Raw genomic sequence first — 20399 nt, 5'->3', positions numbered from 1 at the left:
GGCTAAGTGACGGGCTCATTATTCGTGCGGCTCGTAGCTGTTTGCTCTGCTCTCTAGCACCTATTTCTCGACAGAACTGCCGGGACTTTTGAAAGGTTGATGTTATGCCTACTCCTCCCTATATTCGTAAGCTGCGTGAGCGGATTGGTTCGGATTACCTGTGGCTCTCCGGTGCGACGGCTGTGGTGTACCGTGAGCAGGATTCTAAGGTGCTGCTGGTGCGCCGTAGCGATAACGGGGCGTGGACCCCGATCACGGGCATTGTAGACCCGGGGGAGAGTCCCGCACTGACCTGCCTGCGTGAGGCGCAGGAGGAAGCGAACGTGCAGATTGAGGTGCTGGAGCTGGCTCAGGTGAAGGCTGACCCGCCGATGCAGTTCGGTAATGGTGACCGCTGCCAGTTCTTGGACCATACGTTCTTGTGCCGCTGGGTTTCTGGTGAGGCGAAGGTGAACGACGAGGAATCTTCGCAGGTGCGTTGGGTGGATGTGTCTGACCCGGAGGAGCGTGCGTTGCTTTCGGAGCGGATGCTGGACCGTATTGATGCGGCGCTGAACTATGACGGCCACTGCCGTTTTGGGCTGGAATCGGTGCCGCCGGAAGAACTTTAGACCGGCTACTAGACTCCGTAAAAGCTACCGAGTGAGGCGTGTAGATACAGAAGGAGGGGCGACCCGCCGTCATGGCGAGTCGCCCCTCCCAGCATTTTTACAACAGTTTGTTACATGTTATTGGGTGGTTCTTCCTGCTTTTCTGTGGGAGTGAGGGGCTGGAGGCCTAAAATTTGCCGTGGCTTTATTTTGTTTTTGTCTTTTTTACTTTAAGTTGTGCCTGTGTGTCGAGTTATGAGTGGTACACATGAGATGCTTTATATATGACACAGGTTACATCGGGAGTGGTGACCCCATATCAGTCACCCGAGAAAATTCGTTCACGTGATGTTCAGATGACTGCAGTTGCTTTCCTTGAGACTCGAACAATTCTTGTCTCTGGAACTCTGGAAACCAGTGACCGGGCGGTCATGGTTACCTATGATTTGCCTTCAGAAGGTGAGTGGACCTTCATTAAGGTGGAGACAAACCTGTCTAATCAATCATGGAGCAGCTGGATTATGAGCGTGGACGATGATGGTGAATTTGTGGAGGATGCTGCTCGCCCAGCTATCTCGCAACAGTTCTCACAGGTCGTCTATAGCGCTGATCATCGGAGGCTAGGATTCTTTGATGGAGAGGTTCGACCGGGAGAGGCAGTCCTGAAGCAGTTTACCGTTCGAGCTCCGTCGCGTCGGTTTTACATGAGCCACGGACGCAGGCATCGCCCTCAGGGAACTCCTGTTGATGAGATTTTCTCTGAAATTCTAGAGGGGTACACTCTGGATTCTTCTTACGAAATTTTTGTTCCAGTTGAAATTCGCTATTAGTAAAATGCCTACCTATTTGTAATAGGTAGGCATTTTAGGAGGTAAGTATGGGTAACTATAAAAATTACTTTTTTGTGCCACCTGGATATTTGTTGGATAGTCCCAGGGGGAGGCAGGAAATTTTAAAAAATGTAGTTGATTTGCAGGAGATGCCCTCATTTCATGACTATATCGATTCTGAAGGTTATTTGGATGTGGTTATAGTCGGGGGAGGTTTGTCTGGAATCAATCTTGCCTCATCTATCTTTCATGTTGATGGATTAAAGTATGTAATTGTTGATCCACATAAAAGGTTGGGCGACAAATTTTTGTCCATGTGTAATTCAATTGGTCAAAATGTAATGAGGTCTCCATATGAACATCATCCAGGTTGCCAATTTGTTCACGATTGTGAATTAGTGGATTTTGCTCGAATTAAATACAGTTTCCTTACTGTGACGGAAAGGGAACAAGTTAAAATGTCAATCATGGGGCATCGATCCATAGTTCCTATGGATGTTTTTGAAGGGTTCGTGCGTCATGTGATTGAATTGCATGAACTCGAAAAAAGGCACATTGAGGATGAAGTGAAAAATATTTCCAAGATAGGTGGATATTATACTGTTTCGCTTAAATCTGGAATTATGCTTAAATCTCGCAATGTTGTTTTTTGCACTGGTCAAGAATCTATTGAAGTACCAGATGGGTATAGTACCCCCTGGGACTTGAATACTCTCCAGGAGGCAAAGCCAGGAGATAAGTTTGCGGTATTTGGAGGTGGGCAAACAGCTGCTACTTTGACTTATGCGCTCTTGAAATTAGGTGCTAACGTTGATTTATATCATAGAGGCGAGTCTATTACTTTTCGTTGCGCAGATGTTCCTGCTGAGTTTTTCAGGCCTGAAGGGCGAGAAAAATACAGAAAAAGTTCATCTTTAGGATTTAAAAAATCTTCAGTTATGCATGAGTATTTAGATATATTTAATGCTTATAGGGCTAAGGGATTCCTAAATATTTATCCAATGGCTCACCTGAAAGACCGTTCTATCTATGTGGATGGAATTAGGGTTGATGGTGAAGGAATGGGTTATAAAAAAATTATTCTCTGTTTTGGTTTGGTGCCGAAGAGTTTTCGTTGCCTTATTGATGAGAGTATAGATATCTGGGATGTGGATTATTGGTGTGCTATTCATGATGGATTGTATGTATTGGGGGCAGGGGCTGAGGCCGCCTTGGGTCCTGCGGCTAAGAATATTGATGGGCATAGAGTTGGCGTGATTAGAATTTTGGATTCTATTACAAGGAAGAGCGAAAAACTAAAATGAAATATTTTGATTTAGTTAAGAGTTTGCCTGATGACTATCCAGGTATTTCTCAATGTGAAATTGTTATGATGTCTTTGGGAAATGAAGTTTTGTATGCTTCTCTTCAAGATTCATTAAACTCCTGCAGGGATACAATGTGTTTGGGGGAGCATATTTTAAGAGGCGAAATCCTATCTCATAGGAATTGGCCTGTATGTAAGGAGGTGGAGGATACTGTCAATATTGTCTCTAGCAAAGTTCAGATTCCTAGGACAACATTTCATTATTCTGCCTATAAATCTTTAAGGCATGCCATTTTTTGTGAACTAGGATCATCGTGTTCATCACAATTGTTAGCAGCTATTTTGATGCGTGCTGGAAGGAATAAAGCATGACAACACATAAAATACCGTGGAGAATCTACGTAGCCCTTATCGGCTCTCTGGTAGGTACAGGAATATATTCCTTCGCCCTACCCATCGCGATTCTCGCTAGTACAGGCGAAATTGGGTTAGCTGGCGTGATGGCAGTAGCCATGCAAATCCCCAATATCGCCTTGGCATATCCACTAGCAACCCTATCTGATAGTCTGCCTCGAAAACCTATGATCGTGATTGCCGGGGCAGTAAACATCCTCAGCATCCTTACCTTGGCGTTGATGATTGAGCAGCATATGCTGTCATGGTTCACCATCGCCGCACTAGGATTTGTGAGCGGTGTCTTCTCCGAACTGGCTGCTGCCTCAGAAGCGGGATATATTCCGCAGCTTCTCGGACGAGAAAACCTTCTTTCGTACAACGCACGTCGTGAAATTTGCGAGGGAATATCCGCAATCATTGCGCCCCCTACAGCAGGATTTATTGTTCTTGTCGCGGGTGCAACGGTCGGTCTTATCGTCCCGGTGCTCCTTTTCGGAGCGGCAACTATTTCATACGCAACGTTGCCATCTGTAGAGATGGAAACTAAAACTGAGCAACGCGAAACCGCACAACATGGGTTTATCCACCGGATGTTTGACGGTATCCAATACATGTTCTCCGGTGCCCCGCAGAGACTTATCCTTGTCTACACGTTCTTCTTGGCGGCAGCTACGGCATCGTATTCACTCATCATTATTTACCGCCTGTACGAGGAACTCACCTTTGAAGCCTCAGTGGTAGGCATGATTATGGCCTGCAGCGGTATCGGTGGTATCGTCGCGGCGCTCATCATCGATCGTTTCCTCTCTTTCGAGAACACACGAGGAATGCTGCTGGTCGCCAACGTCGTATCCCTGCTCGGAATACCGCTCGTCACCATCAGCAATAACCCCGTAGTGCTCGGAGCCTTGCTCTTCATCCTGGACGTAGGATGGGCATCAGCTTTCATCTTCTCCAACAATCTGCGTGACTGCATTACACCGAATGAGCTACTGGGGCGTGCCAGCTCTCTTGACGGTGCCGTGTTTGGGCTAGGAACGCTGTACTCCATGGGTGCGGTAGCACTGATGCTTGACCATCTAGGCTCCTTCAACGCTGCACTCGTCGTCAGTATCCCGGCTGTACTCTGCCTCATCTACACGCTGGTCCACTATAAACAGTTCAAAGTGTTCAACATCGTTGAACAATAGTGAGAACCCGCTACCCACTTAATGACGGGGCGGAGAACATACACAGAAGGAGGGGCGACCCGCCGTCATGGCGAGTCGCCCCTCCCTCTATGGTTAAGCCGCGAACCTCAGAGGAGGTTCAGGCGGGTGAGATTAGAAGTTGCCCAGCATCTTGGTGACGTCCAGAGCCGCATCCAGCTGCTCCTCAGTCACTTCGCCGCGCTCCACATAACCCAGAGCCACAACTGCCTCACGGACAGTCACCTTGTGAGCCACCGAGTACTTAGCAATCTTCGCAGCAGCCTCGTAACCAATCAGCTTGTTCAGCGGGGTCACGGTCGACGGCGAAGCCTCAGCCAGGAAGCGGCAACGCTCAACGTTAGCGGTCAGACCGTCAATCATCTTCTCAGCCGAAACGCGAGAAACATTAGCGAGCAGGCGGATCGACTGCAGCAGGTTAGCAGCCATCACCGGGATACCCACGTTCAGCTCAAACGCGCCGTTAGTGGAAGACAGAGCAATGGTTGCGTCGTTACCGATAACCTGAGCGGCAACCATGATGGTAGCCTCACAAATCACGGGATTGACCTTACCGGGCATAATCGAGGAACCGGGCTGCAGGTCGGGGATGTGCAGCTCGCCCAGACCGGTGTTCGGGCCCGAACCCATCCAGCGGATGTCGTTGCTGATCTTCATCAGGCCGTACGCCAGAGTGCGCAGCTGACCGGAAACCTCAATCAGACCGTCACGGTTAGCCTGAGCCTCGAAGTGGTTACGAGCCTCGGTCAGGGGCAGGCCGGTCTCCTCAGCGAGTAGCTCAATCACGCGAGCGGAGAAGCCGTCCGGGGTATTAATGCCGGTACCCACAGCGGTACCGCCGAGGGGAACCTCAGCTACGCGGGGCAGGGAAGCGTTCACACGCTCAATGCCGTAACGTACGGTTGCGGCGTAACCGGAGAACTCCTGGCCCAGAGTGATGGGGGTTGCGTCCATCAGGTGGGTACGACCGGACTTCACAACGTCCTTGAACTCTGCAGACTTGCGCTCCAGGGACTCAGCGAGCACCTCGAGAGCAGGAATCAGGTCCTTCACCAGAGCCTCGGTCACAGCAACGTGCACGGAGGTGGGGAAGACGTCGTTAGAGGACTGGGATGCGTTCACGTGGTCGTTGGGGTGAACCTCAATGCCCTTGGACTCCAGGGAACGGGTTGCCAGGGTTGCCAGGACCTCGTTCGCGTTCATATTCGAGGAGGTACCGGAACCAGTCTGGAAGACGTCAATGGGGAAGTGGGCGTCGTAGTCACCGGTTGCTACCAGATCCGCTGCGTCGCGGATAGCCTGGGCGCGCTCAGCGTCGAGCACCTTGAGTTCCTCATTGGCGGTCGCGGCTGCCTTCTTCACGAGGGCAAGCGCACGAATATGGGCGGATTCGAGGGTCTGACCCGAAATCGGGAAGTTCTCGACTGCGCGCTGGGTCTGTGCACGGTAAAGTGCATCAGCCGGAACGCGAACTTCGCCCATGGTGTCATGTTCAATGCGGTATTCAATGTTTTCAGCCATACCTCTAGGATAGGCGTTCAAAGTGGCTTACGTCGCCTCGAAAAGGTGTCAAATGAGGAAAAACGCTTATAAATTTTGCGGCGTGAGAAGGCGTGTAAAACCCCCCGCCCCGGCAGATGTGTGAACACTCTACCGTGGCGGGGGTATCCCATAGAAAAATCTGTTCTTCAGTGTGAGTATGTGGGTTCTCGCTCTACGGCTCGTAACGAGTGAAGAAGAAATCTAGTCCAGATTCTCAGCAACCACAACGCGCGGGGGGGTCTTCACGACCACCGGAAGCGCCTGAGTCAGCGGGTTCTGCGCGCCGTTCTTCTCCTCAGGCAAGGTTAGGTCCTGTGAAGTGAACACCAGCTCCGCCTTACCCTCCTTCAGATGGTAGAAGACACCAATCACGGCGACCTTGCCCTCAACCACTGCATCCGAAATGATGTGGGACTGCTCAATAATGCGGATAGCGGTCTGGCGGGTATGTTCACGCACCATGTCGTTGACGGTCGGGTTCTCCGGCAGCTTCGGAGACATTGCCGAAGGCAGGATGTGCTGCACCAGGTTACGGATGAAGCCGTGTGGCATCCTACCGGAGTCTAGGGCATTGCTAGCAGCAGTGACCGCACCACAGGAGTCGTGGCCAAGAACCATCACGACAGGGGTCTCAAACTCATCGACCGCATACTCGAGCGAACCAAGAGCAGCATTCTCCAGCACATGGCCGGCGGTACGCACCACGAATGCATCGCCCAGACCCAGATCAAAAATAATCTCCGCGGCCAGACGAGAGTCACCGCAACCAAAAATTGAGGCAAATGGGAACTGCCCCGACGCCAAATCGGTACGGCGAATCGTGTCCTGGTTGGGGTGCTCGTTACTGCCCTCAATAAAACGACGGTTGCCGTCTCGAAGACGCCTCCACGCCTCAGCGGGAGTCGGTTGAATGCCAGCCATGTGATGCTCCTTAGCGGACAGGGATAGGAACTCGTATATGCTCACCCGCTCGTTTCTGCGAGCGGTAGTGGGGAAGCTTCAATCGCTCATACTGAAGCTCAGGTTGGTTCCGGGGTCCCGTGAAATAACCTATCTCAAATATGCCTTAAAAATGCAAAAAATAGCTAGTTCGGCACACCTTCCCGTGCCCAAGAGTACAAAAAGATGCATAAAGAGAGATGAAGCCCTCACAGATTTGCCGCATCTGCTCACCTTAAAAGTCAACACGCACGCAAACTCGTTCAGAACAAGAAAAACGAAGCGCCCGCGCGCTATCCTGAAAGGAGCACTACTGCGTCGGCGACTTCGTGCTGGAAAGAACTAGCCAGCCGACGGTGTATTCAGAAATCTCGAAGGTGAGTCTATGACTACGAACAACAACCACGGCGATCGCAACCTCGCAATGGAACTGGTCCGCGCGACTGAAGCAGCAGCAATTGCTGCAGGCCCCTGGGTCGGCGCAGGCGAAAAGAATCTCGCAGATGGCGCAGCCGTAGACGCAATGCGTTACCGCCTCTCCACCGTCAACTTCAACGGCACCGTTGTCATCGGTGAAGGCGAGAAGGACAAGGCTCCCATGCTGTACAACGGCGAGAAAGTCGGCGACGGCTCCGGTCCCTCCCTCGACGTGGCGGTTGACCCCATCGACGGTACCCGCCTGACCGCACTCGGCATGGACAATGCCCTCTCCGTGATTGCTGTGGCAGACGGCGGCACTATGTTCGACCCCTCCGCAGTGTTCTACATGGAGAAGCTGGTCACCGGCCCCGACGCCGCAGAATTTGTCGACCTGCGCCTGCCCGTCAAGCAGAACCTGCACCTGGTCGCTAAGGCTAAGGGCAAGAAGGTTAGCGAGCTGACCGTATGCGTGCTGGACCGCCCCCGCCACGCCAAGCTGATCCAGGAGATTCGCGAGGCAGGTGCCCGTACCCGCATCATCCTCGACGGTGACGTCGCTGGCGCTATCGCAGCCTGCCGCGAAAACACCGGCGTGGACCTCATGCTCGGCACCGGCGGCACCCCCGAAGGCGTTGTCGCAGCATGCGCTATCAAGGCAACCGGTGGCGTCATCCAGGGCCGCCTGGCACCGACCGACGAGGCAGAACGCGAAAAGGCACTGGAAGCTGGCCACGACCTCGACCGCGTGCTGACCACCAACGACCTGGTCACCAGCGACAACTGCTTCTTCGCCGCAACCGGTATCACTGACGGCAAGCTGCTGCGCGGCGTGCGCTACAGCAAGAACCTTGTGACCACCCAGTCGCTGGTTATGCGTTCCTCCTCGGGCACCGTGCGTACCGTCGAGGCGGAGCACCGTCTCTCCCGCCTGCGCGAGATTCTCTCACACACTAAGAGCCCCGAAGAACAGTAATCTGCGAAGATCAGTAACCTTGCCCCGCAAGGGCTGAGGAGCCGCACTAAGACTCCTCGAATATTGGACATACATACACAGGGAGCTGCCCCCACCGAAGAACTCGGTGAAGGCGGCTCCCTCCGTATATTTAGCTTTTAGTTCTCAGGATACGCCCCAGTAAGGACGAGCCTGAACCCGTTAGCGAGAGCGGAAAGACTGAACCTTCGCCTTCGCCTTCGACACAGCATCACGAACAGCCGGACGAGCCTTGTACGCCAGCGTGTAGGCGCGGTAACCCAACGAAGTTACCGGAACATCCCAGGTACCCGGGTACTCCACCGACTCGCCACCGAAGGACTTCTTGAACTTCGTGAAGCCAGCCCACTCGTGATCCGGCTGATCCTCCGGCGCAATACCGAAGAGGTCAACGTACTGCAGACCCTTGCGCTTAGCGTCCAGGATAAAGTTCGTCACCACCACAACACCTGCACTAAGGTTGCGGTGCTCGAAGGAAGCCGCAGCGTGCGCGTAGGTGCGGGTGTCATCCGAATCGTACACAAACGCCGCCGCAATCGGGGTGCTCTCACCGTTCTCATCGGTCAGCTTCGCAATGTACAGGGACGCCGCACCGGCGGGCATCAGCACGCGAGCAACCTGCATCAGGTACTCATCCTGCTGACGGTTAAAACCGTTACGGTCCGCGGTTTCCTCGAGGAAGCCGAAGAGAATCGTCATATCCGAGGGATTGGTCGACACCTCAATGGTCACGCCCTTTTTGTGGAGATTACGATGACGATTACGGTAACTGGAGCTCATTCCCTTGAGGATTTCGTCCTCAGAGCCCGAAAGATCAATAATCTGCGTATGCGAAGGCTGCACCTGGCGAGGAGCCAAAACTGCGCCGCGACGAGCCAAGAAAGCAGCCGCATCCTGATCGCCCCAAATAGCCGATTCAGTGGGCTCAATGCGCACAAACAGGCAACGAAGCTTCGCGGCCTCTTCCTTCAACGATGTGAGAGCCTCATCAAAAGCCACAGCGCTGGAGGCGACCGGTCCGTACGGGCTATACAGGTAGCGGCCGGTAGCGCTCCCCTCAACGGTTGCAAGGTACGACCAGCCGTTACCGCTCTTGCGGATTACGGTGTGACCATTAGATTCCTGAAAACGCGCCCAAATATCGGACTGAAGAATATTGCTCATCCTTCTAGTGTATCTGAGCTTAGGGGACGTAAGCCTGGGGCTCCGACGACGCTTCGGAATCGGGAGTGGGCCGGGGTGCAGAGGAGCTCTCCTCCGCCTCGCGCTCAGCTACTGCCTTAGCCTTAGCCTCAGCAAGGCGGGCGCGCAGAGCGGCTCCCTTGTCCATAGCGGTCTGGCGCAGATTCTGAGAGAACTGACGCAAATCAGTATGAACCTGCTGAGCGAATGCATCAGTACCCGAACCCAGAATACGCAGAGCCAGCAGACCCGCATTGCGAGCACCGTTAATGGAGACGGTAGCTACCGGAACACCGGCGGGCATCTGAACGATCGACAGCAGCGAGTCCATGCCCTCGAGGTTCTTCAGGGGCACCGGAACACCAATCACGGGTAGTGCGGTGACGGAAGCGAGCATACCGGGCAGGTGAGCGGCACCGCCTGCACCGGCAATAATCACGCGAATACCGCGGCTGTGAGCCTTCTTGCCGTACTCAATCATGTCTTCGGGCATGCGGTGTGCAGAAACAACATCAGCCTCGTAAGGGATGCCGAACTCGTCCAGAACCTCGGCTGCGGCCTCCATGACCGACCAATCCGAATCCGAACCCATCACAATGCCAACAATCGGCTGGGAAGAATCATAGGGAGACTGAGACATAATCCTCATATCCTTTCAGGATGCGGTGGCGAACCACCATCAATAGGGTGCGTCGGATACGCAGGATGCTCTCACCCCACGCACCGGCTAAAACAGGGGCTACAGGGGGCGGCCGTCACGCAAAATGGAGGCGGCATTCGCGGCGCTATGGCGCAGCGCCTCAAGCTCAGCCACCGTACCGGTAATGTTTACGTGACCAATCTTGCGGCCCGGACGAGTCTCCTTGCCGTAGAAGTGGATCTTTGCGCGCGGTTCAGCCGAAAGCGCCAGCGGGTAGACGCCAAAGATATCTTCGTTCTCGCCGCCCAGGTAGTTCTTCATCACGGCAACACCCTCCAGCACGGAGGTATCACCCAGCGGAAGGTCGAGTACCGCACGCAGGTGCTGCTCGAACTGGCTGGTCACCGAGCCGTCCTGAGTCCAGTGGCCGGTGTTGTGCGGGCGCATCGCCAGCTCGTTGATGTAGAAGCCGGCGGGGGAGCCGGGAACCTCGAAAAGCTCAGCTGCCATTACACCGGTCACGCCCAGCTCGGAGGCAATGGTCACCGCAGCGGCTGCGGCAGCCTCAGCGATATCGGGGTCCAGGTCCTGTGCGGGTGCAATAACCTCGTCACAGATGGAGTTCACCTGAATCGTCTCAACAACCGGCCAGGGGCGCACCTCGCCGCTTTCACGGCGAGCCACCAATGCGGAGAGTTCACGGGTGAAGGGTACCTTCTCCTCGGCAAGCAGAGCGGAGAAATCGGTGCGGGAAGGTAACTGCTCAAACCATGCAGCACTGCGCTCGCGAGCCTCCTCTGGGGAATCCAGAACGAGTACGCCCTTGCCGTCGTAGCCGCCGCGCGGGGTCTTCAGCACAACGGGCCAGCCAATCTCATCACCGAAAGCAAGCAGCTCATCCAAAGTGCTCACTTGAGCCCAGCGAGGGTTCGGCAAACCCAGACGCTCGACAGCCTGGCGCATGAGGAGTTTATCCTGTGCGTACTGCAGAGCCTCCGGGTGGGGTTGTACATTTACGCCTTCTGCCATGAGGGTGCGCAGAAATTCGGTGGGCACATGCTCATGGTCGAAAGTGATGACATCCTTGCCGCGAGCAAATTCGCGGAGGGTGTCCAAATCCTTGTAGTCCCCGACGGGGGCGGTACGTACCGCTGCCACAGCGCCGACGGTGGGCGCCTCCGCGAGAATCTGCAGGTTAAGGCCAAGGTTAGTTGCTGCGGGAGCCATCATGCGGGCCAGCTGGCCACCGCCGATGACACCAATTACGGGTCCAGTCACAGGGTAAGTCACATCACCTAAGTGTACCTGGTTCGGAGTGCTTATGGGAGTAAGACCACATTAAGTCGCAGATTGGGGTCAACGGGGCTTCAGAGCCCAATATTTGGGCGTGAATACCGGAAGAAATCGTAAAAACCTGCCTTCTGCACGGTCAGGCAGAGACGAAACTATCAGCGCATGATGAAAAGAGTCATTCGGTGGCTGAGAGATCTATGGAAAAACTCCCCGAGGGACAAACAACGCACCGGAACTGTATTAACATGGAAGAGCTTGTAAAAGAGACCGAAGCACCATGCAGTGACAACGTAACCAACGCTCACCGTTGCAGCATCGGCACCTTTTTCTTTGATAAAATCCCGCTAGATAGGCCACGCATGAGTGCACAGACGAAACTGACCATTACCGAACGCTTGAAATCCCTCTGGGACAGCTACGGTATTGAGGTACTCAAATTCGGTACCGTGGGCGGTGCCGCCTTCATCGTCAACTCTGTGACGGTGTGGGTGCTGATGATGACCATCATGTCGGAGTCCCACACCAAGGCGAAAATTGTAGCGAGTGTTGTCGCAACCATCTTCTCCTGGCTCATGAACCGCCTGTGGACCTTCCGCGACTCCCGCTCCGAAAACTGGAAGCGCGAAGCACTCGAATTTGGTCTGGTGAACCTGCTCGGTATTCTCGTCGAAGCCGGCTGTGTGGCATTCAGTACCTACGTGCTGAACCTTCGTACCCCCGAGGCGTCCTTCATCTCCGGTACGATTATCGGTACCATACTGGGTACCATTCTTCGCTACTTCCTCTACCGATTCTGGGTGTACGGATCGCACCGCAAGCAGGTTGAAAAGGGCGAAGGCACCGATCACGAAGAGCTCGGCCGCATGTTTGATGAGGCTGCTGCCATTCTCGAAGGCGAAGAACCCACCAAGCAGAAGGCACGCCTTGAGACGTCTGCATCCGAGGCGCAGCCGAAGCCCGGCTTGCAGAACTACTAAGCTCCTCGGAATGTAGAAACAGCATAGTTAGAACGTTACATAACAATCCATCCCCCGATACGAACGGTATCGGGGGATGGATCATTTAAAGTCCTATGTGCATGTTGGTGATCCGGGCGGTCGTTAGCCATCCGTGCGATTTTTCGGGTAACAGTGGAGGAGTACTACGCGCGGGGAAGCTCGACCGCACGCTCGGCAACCATCAGAGACGCCAGCTGCCCATCCTGCCAGTTGACGCTCGGATCAGCCACAAACACCGCATGCCCCGAAACCAAAATAGCTAGCATCTCCAGCAGAGCGCTCAGAGCCGCCTCCGAAGCATCAAAACCGTAGTCGGGGCTCAACTCCAGTGCGAGCGCCCGCTGCCCCGAAGGTAGCATGTATCCCGCCGTGCGATAGGTCTGTGCCTGCGTAAGAACCTGCTCGTAGGCTTCCGCGTAGCTGAAACCCTCAATGATTTCTGCCGAATCATTGGGAAGCAGACCCGAGTACTGGTCGCCAAAGCTGCGCACCAGGGCGCAGTAATCGAGCACCTCCTCGGCGTGCGGAGCCAGTGCCTGCAGATTGTCGGTGTAGGAAAGAGCCAGCGGTGCACGGTCGACCGCCAGAAGGTACGCGGGGTCATTCGTGTAGCCCGCCTCCTGCTCGGTGCAGACCGCGGCAACCAGAGGCTCATCCTGATCAAGGATCGCGCCCACGCGTAGCGCCGCCAGACCCAGAACAATAGTGCGCCAGTGCAGGGGAGCCTGCAGGTCAAAACCTTCATCGGGCGCCAGTTCACATTCTTCAACCAGCAGGTTTGCGCTCTTGTCTACCCAGTTCATGAGGACCCTGCCGGAGAGCTCAATGCGCTCGCCTGCCGCCGAATACCAGATCAGGGCGGGGGTCTGCTGAGCACTGAGTTTCTCGAAGAAACGGTTCAGAGTCGTGGGTGCGGAAGCGCTGGTGGGGGAGAGAATAACCATGGGTTTCACTCTACCTCACGGTTCAGAGGGAGCGGAGGTAGAGGGGTGGTTCTGCGGGGAGGGGAGTACCCGTTACCGGGCTAGAAAAGTACAGAAGTAAAGTAAAAACTTCTAAGGGGTGCTTGAAAAACCTAATGATGAAAAACCTTTGCACCACCTAAGGTCCTATTTTGAAATATGGCATGCAGATAAATTGGAAATATAAATGTTTCGCAATAAGCCTGGAAAAAAATATGCAGAGCATGGGTATCGAAAAGATAAACTTTTCTTTTTGAATGTCCTGAAAATTTCTGGGAGTGGGGTTTGGGGGATTCCTGCAGGGGTAACTTTCCTTATATTTGGAGTCAAGATACTGAATTTGCATGCAGTGGTAACTGGTCCTAAAAGGGGAAACTTGAGGCTGACTCAAGATGTGACTGGGGGCAAGTGAAGGGGTGAAAAATATATAAAGGTCAAATTCACATTAAATATGAAGATTGTAACAAGTACATCTAAACATTGATTAAGTCTAGTTTGACGAAGCGGCGTGTCGCACGTCTAATAGATATATAAGCGTGTTTTGCTCCGGAAGGGACCGTAGAGGCCAGAGCAAACCATGCCACACCATACACATGAAGATTCCGTCTACGACGGATCCGCAGACTCATTATGCTCACAATGAGAACACGGAAGGAAAACCCATGGGCTCCTACATTGCATCCGACCGCTCCGTCGCGGCCGCGCGCGCATCAGGCGCTCAGCACCGTAGCATGAATCCCACTCCACCCCTCGAAAAAATCGCCGATGTCTTTCTCTCAGAAGCAGAACGAGCCAAGCAGCTCAACCCCCCTCCCTGCGCCGACGTGTGGACCGCCGCGGCAGGGCTCTACGGAACCGAAGGCGAAGACGGAGAACTCGCCTGGCAAGCTGAAGCGCTCTGCGCCCAAACTGACCCCGAGGCCTTCTTCCCTGAGAAAGGAGGCTCCACCCGAGACGCCAAAAGGGTATGCGGCGTATGCCCCGTGCGCGAAGAATGTCTACAATATGCAATGGACAATGACGAGCGCTTCGGAATCTGGGGCGGGCTGTCAGAACGTGAACGCCGCCGACTGCGCAAGCAGACGAGCTAAGCCAGGAAGGTACCACCTACATGCAGACTGCACGACTATGCTCCCGCCAGACCTGCCAACGAGAGGCGACTGTTACTCTCCACTACTCCTATGCAGACTCCACGGCACTTATCGATGCACTCTCTGAATTCCGCGAACCCCACGCCTATGACCTCTGCGACCATCACGCTGCACGGCTGACTGCACCCCAGGGTTGGCGAGTGGTCTACAAGGTACCCGTTCAAGACACCACCGAATCCTAGAATTCAAAACCAAGAATTAAACACCCGAATGTAAAGAACCTTCCGCGAATTCATGCGGAAGGTTCTTTGCATATGAGAAACTGGCAGATAGCATAGACACCCGCAACTCACCCAAACACCGACCACTCGAAAAGAACGCGAGATCCATGACCAAAGAAACACACCGAGGGATGTGGGGCGCACTGCGCCCGGCCATCCGTCGCACCAGTGCCGAAGAACTACTCCACGCTCGACGCGCTGAAATTAAAGCCAGTGAACCGACTCCGTACACCGGCGCCTTCGGACGCATTGCAGCAGACGTACCCACCGTCGCCGAAGAACCCGACCTGCCCACCGGGAGCGTACCCGTCGTCCCTGCACGCAGCAAACTACGCGAACAGGGCGTCGGCACCCGCGTGCGCACCCGCACGAACGTCTCCACCGGCTTCGTGCCCCTCGTACGAGACTCGAAGACCACCCCCAAAAACCCGACGCTCAGCGACCTCAATCGCGAAACCATGCAGAAGGCCGCTGAAGCAGAAGCCAAAAATGCGGTCGAAGCACAAACCATCGATACCGCGGAGGCGGCAAGCGCCTCCACCGCCGGACGCAAGTACCGCACCGAAACCACCCGTACAGGTCACACTCACACGGTCGCAGACCCCAACGCGCCGCTGTCCTCCCTGGCGGCCTCACCCGAAGCAGCAGAACGTGCCGCAGCCCGCGAAGATGCCGTGGAAGACACCCCGCGCTTCCTCAAGCTCCGCGCAACCCTCATCGCGCTCACAGTACCGCTGACCGTACTCATGATTGCGATCCGCACCGTAGCCTCCGCCCCCTTCCTCTGGTTTGAATACCACCGCCCCGGATTCCCCGAAGACAGCTACGGCTACTACCTCATCGAGAGGATGCGCCTGGGCTCCTACGGCGTGGACTACATCAACAACTTCGCGCCGCGAGAATACCTCGCCCGCGTCACCACCGGTGCCGACAATACCCTCGCCTTCACCGAAGCAGAAGTGAACCACATGCACGACGTGAAGTGGGTACTGCTTGTCGCCATCATAGCTGTTGCCGCGCTCTTCCTACTGACGCTCTTTAGTAGCATCTCCCTGCGCGAGCGCTCCCCCGGAACCATCCGCCGTAGCCTCTTCTCTGGTGCTTGGATTACCCTGGGACTCATCGCGGTGCTCGGCGTTATGGGCTTCTTCAATTGGGAATGGCTGTTCACCACCTTCCATCAGGTGTTCTTCCCGCAGGGCAACTGGGAGTTTTCCGTACGAAGCTCGCTCATCCGCCTCTACCCGCCGCAATTCTGGATCGATGCAGCAATCGCTGTAGCGGTCCTCATGGCAGCGCAGATTACCCTCCTGCTCGTGGCCACCTGGCCCACCAAATACCGCAAGCTCAAGGCAGAACGCCGCCGCCAGGAACGCCAGGAGCTGCGCGTCAAGCTTGCTTCCGCACGAGTCGGTGACAACTAGAAATCATCAGCCACTTCACCGTGCAAGCCAGCGCGGAAAGGGCATGACAGGGGGGCTGGGCTCTACCACACGGTAGAACCCAGCCTCCTTCGTTATACCTAAGCTCGTATCGCTCGCGCTGCGACCCAGGTCTAAAACCAGGACTAAAACCTCAGCCTAGATCCCCAGCCTAAAACCCAAGCCCAAAAGCCGAGCTATCCTAAATCCAGGACTTAAACCACATATGCGAATACCACTGCTCATACGGAATCACCTGAGCAGTCCACAACGGCATAAAGTACGCGCTCAACACCAGCACACCCACCAGGTAGATCGCCACCAGCGTCACGCCCAAACGAGCACGCAACACCGAACCGCGAGAACCCGACAGAGCCAGACCCAAAACACCCGCCAACAGTAGAATCAGGAACGGCTCAAAGGACAGCGCATAGAAATAGAACATCGTGCGAGTCGGGTACATAAACCACGGGAAATAGCCCGCACCGAATACAACCAGTAGCGCACCAAAACGCCAATCCCGCTTCAGCAGCAGAATCAGAAGCGCCACAATAATCGCCGGAATAAAAGCCCACCAAATCGCCGGGTTACCGATATTCAAAATAGCCTCGGAACACGACTTCACGGTACAACCCGAAGAACCCAACTGCGGCGACTCATAGTAGTACGAGGTTGGGCGACCCAAAACCAGCCACTGCCACGCCTGCGAAGAATATGTATGCGGGCTGCTCAAACCAGAATGGAACTTAAACGCCGAGACATGGTACTCCCACAGGGAACGCAAATCCTCAGGAAGCCACATGACACCCTTACCCGGGTTCTCAACCGCCCAGCGACGGAAATACGCATTCGACGACTGGAACCAGCCCGCCCAGGTACTCAGATACACCAGCAGACCCATACCAATCATCTGGAAGAACGCGGGGATGCCATCACGCACCAGCGCCGTCAAACCCCACTTGTTCAGACCCACAATACGGCGAGCATTAATATCCCAGAACACCGTCAGCAGACCCATCGCCGCAATAAAGAACAACGAATTCCACTTCACGCCCACCGCAGCGCCGGCACATACACCGGCAGCGAAACGCCACAGACGCAGGCCCATACTCGGGCCCCATGGCGTCGGTGGAAGCACACCGCTATTTTGGCGTGCTGCTTCCGCAATATGGTGCGCCAACACACGCCGTGCCTGAATACGGTCAAGCACCAGACACACAAAAGTCGCCAAAATCCAGAACATCTGGAAAATATCCAGCAGAGCCAGACGAGACTCCACCAGCATCAGACCATCAACAGCAGCCAGTAGCGCCGCAATAGTCGCCACAGTCATCGAACGGAACAGCAACCAGCCAGAATAGGCAATCAACGCCACCGACAGGGTGCCAACCACCGCAGCAGAAACACGCCAACCAAAGGGATTATTATCACCAAAAATCGCCATGCCCGCAGCAATCATCCACTTACCCAACGGCGGATGCACCACATACTCCGGCGAATCCGTCAACAGACCCGACGGGTGACCGGCTGCGAAGGAAGCGTTAGCCTCCTTTGACCAGCTCAGCTCATAGCCGTAATGCACATACGAATAGGCATCCTTGGCGTAGTAGGTCTCATCAAAAACAATGGCATTCGGATGCGCCAAATTATAAAAACGCAGAATGCCGGCAACCAGCACAATCAATGCAGGCGCCAACCAACCCCAACGCGGGGCACGAATATAGGCAACAGCGAGCGCATCCAGCAGAGAATCGAGGCTGTAACGACCATGTTCAGACGAAGAACGGGTCGAATCAGCCGGAGCGGCAGATGCGGGAGAAAGTAGCTTAGGTATCTTCACCCCATCAATCCTAAAGGGTCAGAAGGTACGATGCACCATTTCAGCACGTGAACGGCATATATGACGCACTCGGACCCCCCACTCGCACTAGCTACTTCTATCCTCTACCTCGCCTAGTAAGCCCACCCGGCATCCGACAGAGCGCGGGCGTTACACTTAGTGGGTACACGAAGACCAGACACAGACACGAGGCCTGCCATGACTGCATCCGCAGAATACACTGAAGCAACCACCGACCCCTTAGAAACGGTCCAGGGACCCCAGACTGACATCGCTGATACCGCTGACACCGCCGTCACTTCCGAAGAAGGCGGCGTGCTCATCCTCGGCGGTACCCCCATCGGCAACCTTGCCGATGCCTCCGACCGACTGCGCTCAGCCCTCGCCACCGCAGACCTCATCGCCGTTGAAGACACCCGTAAGCTACGAACCCTCGCCTCCGGGCTTGGCGTGCGCACGCGCGGCCGCATCATCGTCAACCACGACCACAACGAAGCCGAACGCAGTGAAACCATTGTGCAGGCGGTACAGGATGGCCAGCGTGTGCTGCTGCTCTCGGATGCGGGCATGCCCACCATCTCCGACCCCGGCTATATTGCCGTCGCAGCCGTCGCAGAAGCTAACCTGCCCGTCACCGTGGTGCCCGGCCCCTCCGCGGCGTTGACCGCGCTCGCGCTCTCCGGCCTGCCGACGGGACGATTCACCTTCGAAGGTTTCCTCGCCCGCAAGGGCTCCGAGCGCACCCGCCGTCTTGCATCGTTGGTGGGGGAGGAGCGCACCATGATTTTCTACGAATCCCCGCACCGCACCGCCGCGACCCTGGCAGACTTCGTGCAGACCTTCGGCGCCAACCGCCGCGGAACGGTCAGTCGTGAGCTAACTAAGCTTCACGAAGAGGTTCGACGCGGTACCCTGACTGAGCTTGCCGAATGGGCTGAGTCTGAACGCGTCCGAGGCGAAATCGTCATTATCGTTGAGGGCGCACAAGCCCCCCAAACCCCCGAAGCGCAGGACGTAGTGCAGTTGGTCCTCGACCGTGTGGCTGGCGGCGAGCGTCTCAAGAGCGCCTGCGCCGCGGTCGCCGCTGAGACCGGCACCTCCAAGCGTGACCTGTACGAGGCGGCACTGGCTGCCCGCTCCGAATAGCCCAAAAACACCCCGCAGCTTTACCCCGCAGTTTTATCCCGAGGATTTATTAATGTGTCAGAGCCATCCCGGTCCTGAAATCACCCAGGAGTACTTGACCTCCCTCGCCGCACTGGCGAACTACACCCTGCCCACCCCCACGGCACTCCAAACAACCGCCCTCCCTAAAGGCTGGGAGCCGGTGCCCGGTGAAGTACCCGCACCCTATAAGGCGGAACTCTACACCGGCATCAGCGATGCCGAAGGCGGAGAGGGAACCCGCCGCCGCTCTACCACCGGCGAGAACGGCCGCAGCCGCAACCTGGTCTTCCCGCCTGCCCCTGAGCCTCTGCCGTACCCCATCGTGGATAACCACACCCACATGGACCTGCTCGACGGCGAAGTGGAAATCAGCGCCCGCGACGCACTCGATGCCGGTGAGAAGCTCGGCATCGCCGCCATCGTGCAGGTTGGATGCGATATCCCCTCCTCCCTATACGCGGTCGCCGCCGCGCAGTCTGATGAGCGTGTCCTCGCCGCTATTGCGATTCACCCCAACACCGCCCCCGAGCTGGCTGCAGCCGGTCAGCTGGATGCGGCGCTCGCCACCCTCGACGAGCTCGCTACCGCCGACCGTGTGCGCGCTATTGGTGAGACCGGCCTGGACTATTTCCGCACAGGTGAGGAAGGCATGGATGCGCAGCACTACAGCTTCCGTGAGCATATTCGCATTGCGAAGAAGCACAACCTGGCGCTGCAGATTCACGACCGTGATGCGCATGAGGACGTTGTGCGGATCCTGGATGAAGAGGGTGCGCCGGAACGTACCGTGTTCCACTGCTATTCGGGTGGCCCGGAGCTTGCGGCGATCTGCAATGAGCGCGGCTGGTATATGAGCTTTGCCGGCACGGTGACTTTCAAGAATTCGAAGGGTATTCAGGAGTCGTTGGCGATGGCTCGTCCGGAGCTGATGCTGGCTGAGACGGATGCGCCGTTCTTGACCCCGCATCCGTTCCGTGGCCGCCCGAATGCGTCCTACATGACGAACTATACGGTGCGTTTTATGGCGGCTCATCGCGGTGAGGATTTGGAGGCGATCTGCCGCCGTATTCGTGAGAATTCGGAGCGGGTTTACGGTCAGTGGTAGGCGCGTACAGCCTGTAGCGGATAGATATTCTGGGTAGCCTCGCGGTGCGTGCCTGCGTGCTAGACTGTAGCGACTACAAACAACCCACTCAGATAGCTATACCATGATTTGGTTTGCAGTATTTAGGTGCGTATAGTGCCTCAATAATTGGTGCTGCGAACATCCCGACAAGAGTTTATGCGTAGCACCCCATGGCT

At 55.6% G+C, this 20399-nt stretch carries 18 protein-coding genes; 11 read left to right on the top strand and 7 right to left on the bottom strand.

Annotation, left to right across the window (positions count from 1 at the left end):
* Positions 1-104 precede the first annotated feature (104 nt).
* The 4 genes from QFX07_RS07065 to QFX07_RS07050 all read left to right on the top strand — a co-directional run bounded on the left by QFX07_RS07065 (position 105) and on the right by QFX07_RS07050 (position 4312).
* The gene (locus QFX07_RS07065) at positions 105-611 is read left to right on the top strand and encodes an NUDIX hydrolase (RefSeq protein ID WP_279754289.1); all 507 of its coding nucleotides are present in this window, start codon (positions 105-107) and stop codon (positions 609-611) included.
* A 335-nt stretch (positions 612-946) separates the two neighbouring features.
* On the top strand, positions 947-1420 hold the full coding sequence (locus QFX07_RS07060; RefSeq protein WP_279741774.1) for a DUF6423 family protein: 474 nt from the start codon (positions 947-949) through the stop codon (positions 1418-1420).
* Positions 1421-1467: 47 nt separating this feature from the next.
* Positions 1468-2724 (top strand): FAD-dependent oxidoreductase, encoded by a 1257-nt coding sequence (locus QFX07_RS07055; protein ID WP_279741776.1) that lies wholly within the window; start codon positions 1468-1470, stop codon positions 2722-2724.
* A gap of 370 nt (positions 2725-3094) precedes the next feature.
* Positions 3095-4312: an MFS transporter gene (locus QFX07_RS07050; RefSeq protein WP_070482926.1), complete on the top strand. Its 1218-nt coding sequence runs from the start codon at positions 3095-3097 to the stop codon at positions 4310-4312.
* A gap of 132 nt (positions 4313-4444) precedes the next feature.
* Here the strand turns inward: QFX07_RS07050 and QFX07_RS07045 are convergent, their stop codons facing one another.
* Both QFX07_RS07045 and QFX07_RS07040 read right to left on the bottom strand, forming a co-directional pair.
* Positions 4445-5851: a class II fumarate hydratase gene (locus tag QFX07_RS07045; RefSeq protein ID WP_279754290.1), complete on the bottom strand. Its 1407-nt coding sequence runs from the start codon at positions 5849-5851 to the stop codon at positions 4445-4447.
* A 222-nt stretch (positions 5852-6073) separates the two neighbouring features.
* Complete coding sequence (locus QFX07_RS07040) at positions 6074-6793, bottom strand: carbonic anhydrase (RefSeq protein WP_279741781.1); 720 nt, start codon at positions 6791-6793, stop codon at positions 6074-6076.
* Between the two features lie 403 nt (positions 6794-7196).
* On the opposite strand from QFX07_RS07040, the gene glpX reads away from it, so the two are divergent.
* The gene (gene glpX / locus QFX07_RS07035) at positions 7197-8204 is read left to right on the top strand and encodes a class II fructose-bisphosphatase (protein ID WP_279741782.1); all 1008 of its coding nucleotides are present in this window, start codon (positions 7197-7199) and stop codon (positions 8202-8204) included.
* A 180-nt stretch (positions 8205-8384) separates the two neighbouring features.
* Here glpX and QFX07_RS07030 read toward each other — a convergent pair whose 3' ends face one another.
* The 3 genes from QFX07_RS07030 to QFX07_RS07020 form a co-directional block, all read right to left on the bottom strand.
* The gene (locus tag QFX07_RS07030) at positions 8385-9386 is read right to left on the bottom strand and encodes a lipid II:glycine glycyltransferase FemX (protein ID WP_279754291.1); all 1002 of its coding nucleotides are present in this window, start codon (positions 9384-9386) and stop codon (positions 8385-8387) included.
* A gap of 19 nt (positions 9387-9405) precedes the next feature.
* Positions 9406-10044: a 5-(carboxyamino)imidazole ribonucleotide mutase gene (gene purE / locus QFX07_RS07025; RefSeq protein WP_279754292.1), complete on the bottom strand. Its 639-nt coding sequence runs from the start codon at positions 10042-10044 to the stop codon at positions 9406-9408.
* Between the two features lie 99 nt (positions 10045-10143).
* Positions 10144-11334 carry a 5-(carboxyamino)imidazole ribonucleotide synthase gene (locus tag QFX07_RS07020; protein ID WP_279754293.1) on the bottom strand — a complete coding sequence of 397 codons (1191 nt, stop codon included), beginning with the start codon at positions 11332-11334 and terminating at the stop codon, positions 10144-10146.
* A gap of 362 nt (positions 11335-11696) precedes the next feature.
* Here QFX07_RS07020 and QFX07_RS07015 point away from each other — a divergent pair, with 362 nt between their 5' ends.
* Positions 11697-12314, top strand: a complete 618-nt coding sequence (locus QFX07_RS07015) for a GtrA family protein (protein ID WP_279741787.1) — start codon at positions 11697-11699, stop codon at positions 12312-12314.
* 164 nt (positions 12315-12478) lie between these two features.
* On the opposite strand, the gene QFX07_RS07010 is transcribed toward QFX07_RS07015, so the two are convergent.
* Entirely contained in the window at positions 12479-13279 is an 801-nt protein-coding gene (locus tag QFX07_RS07010) for a TIGR03089 family protein (protein WP_279741788.1), read from the bottom strand.
* A 680-nt stretch (positions 13280-13959) separates the two neighbouring features.
* Between QFX07_RS07010 and QFX07_RS07005 the strand changes: the two genes are divergently transcribed.
* From QFX07_RS07005 to QFX07_RS06995, 3 genes are all read left to right on the top strand, one after another.
* Complete coding sequence (locus tag QFX07_RS07005) at positions 13960-14388, top strand: WhiB family transcriptional regulator (RefSeq protein WP_279741790.1); 429 nt, start codon at positions 13960-13962, stop codon at positions 14386-14388.
* Positions 14389-14408: 20 nt separating this feature from the next.
* The gene (locus QFX07_RS07000) at positions 14409-14630 is read left to right on the top strand and encodes a DUF3499 family protein (protein ID WP_049362309.1); all 222 of its coding nucleotides are present in this window, start codon (positions 14409-14411) and stop codon (positions 14628-14630) included.
* A gap of 146 nt (positions 14631-14776) precedes the next feature.
* The gene (locus QFX07_RS06995) at positions 14777-16093 is read left to right on the top strand and encodes a TIGR01906 family membrane protein (RefSeq protein ID WP_279754294.1); all 1317 of its coding nucleotides are present in this window, start codon (positions 14777-14779) and stop codon (positions 16091-16093) included.
* Positions 16094-16292: 199 nt separating this feature from the next.
* On the opposite strand, the gene QFX07_RS06990 is transcribed toward QFX07_RS06995, so the two are convergent.
* Positions 16293-17930 (bottom strand): dolichyl-phosphate-mannose--protein mannosyltransferase, encoded by a 1638-nt coding sequence (locus QFX07_RS06990; protein ID WP_279741795.1) that lies wholly within the window; start codon positions 17928-17930, stop codon positions 16293-16295.
* Positions 17931-18128: 198 nt separating this feature from the next.
* Between QFX07_RS06990 and rsmI the strand changes: the two genes are divergently transcribed.
* Together rsmI and QFX07_RS06980 are read left to right on the top strand one after the other, a co-directional pair.
* Positions 18129-19076, top strand: coding sequence for a 16S rRNA (cytidine(1402)-2'-O)-methyltransferase (gene rsmI / locus QFX07_RS06985; RefSeq protein WP_279754295.1), 948 nt, complete (start codon positions 18129-18131; stop codon positions 19074-19076).
* Positions 19077-19128: 52 nt separating this feature from the next.
* Entirely contained in the window at positions 19129-20202 is a 1074-nt protein-coding gene (locus QFX07_RS06980) for a TatD family hydrolase (RefSeq protein WP_279754296.1), read from the top strand.
* Positions 20203-20399: the final 197 nt, after the last annotated feature.

It is taken from the genome of Rothia similimucilaginosa (genome assembly GCF_029850985.2).
GTDB lineage: Bacteria > Actinomycetota > Actinomycetes > Actinomycetales > Micrococcaceae > Rothia.
Note: the sequence above shows the minus strand (reverse complement) of the source record. Positions and strands in the feature narration are given on the sequence as shown.

Coding starts and splice junctions, on each gene's coding strand:
- QFX07_RS07045 (WP_279754290.1), bottom strand. CDS start 5,851: ATGGCTGAAAACATTGAATACCGCATTGAACATGACACCATGGGCGAA.
- QFX07_RS07065 (WP_279754289.1), top strand. CDS start 105: ATGCCTACTCCTCCCTATATTCGTAAGCTGCGTGAGCGGATTGGTTCG.
- QFX07_RS07010 (WP_279741788.1), bottom strand. CDS start 13,279: ATGGTTATTCTCTCCCCCACCAGCGCTTCCGCACCCACGACTCTGAAC.
- glpX (WP_279741782.1), top strand. CDS start 7,197: ATGACTACGAACAACAACCACGGCGATCGCAACCTCGCAATGGAACTG.
- QFX07_RS06995 (WP_279754294.1), top strand. CDS start 14,777: ATGACCAAAGAAACACACCGAGGGATGTGGGGCGCACTGCGCCCGGCC.
- QFX07_RS07000 (WP_049362309.1), top strand. CDS start 14,409: ATGCAGACTGCACGACTATGCTCCCGCCAGACCTGCCAACGAGAGGCG.
- QFX07_RS07040 (WP_279741781.1), bottom strand. CDS start 6,793: ATGGCTGGCATTCAACCGACTCCCGCTGAGGCGTGGAGGCGTCTTCGA.
- QFX07_RS07055 (WP_279741776.1), top strand. CDS start 1,468: ATGGGTAACTATAAAAATTACTTTTTTGTGCCACCTGGATATTTGTTG.
- QFX07_RS07050 (WP_070482926.1), top strand. CDS start 3,095: ATGACAACACATAAAATACCGTGGAGAATCTACGTAGCCCTTATCGGC.
- QFX07_RS07005 (WP_279741790.1), top strand. CDS start 13,960: ATGGGCTCCTACATTGCATCCGACCGCTCCGTCGCGGCCGCGCGCGCA.
- QFX07_RS07060 (WP_279741774.1), top strand. CDS start 947: ATGACTGCAGTTGCTTTCCTTGAGACTCGAACAATTCTTGTCTCTGGA.
- purE (WP_279754292.1), bottom strand. CDS start 10,044: ATGTCTCAGTCTCCCTATGATTCTTCCCAGCCGATTGTTGGCATTGTG.
- QFX07_RS06980 (WP_279754296.1), top strand. CDS start 19,129: ATGTGTCAGAGCCATCCCGGTCCTGAAATCACCCAGGAGTACTTGACC.
- QFX07_RS07030 (WP_279754291.1), bottom strand. CDS start 9,386: ATGAGCAATATTCTTCAGTCCGATATTTGGGCGCGTTTTCAGGAATCT.
- rsmI (WP_279754295.1), top strand. CDS start 18,129: ATGACTGCATCCGCAGAATACACTGAAGCAACCACCGACCCCTTAGAA.
- QFX07_RS07015 (WP_279741787.1), top strand. CDS start 11,697: ATGAGTGCACAGACGAAACTGACCATTACCGAACGCTTGAAATCCCTC.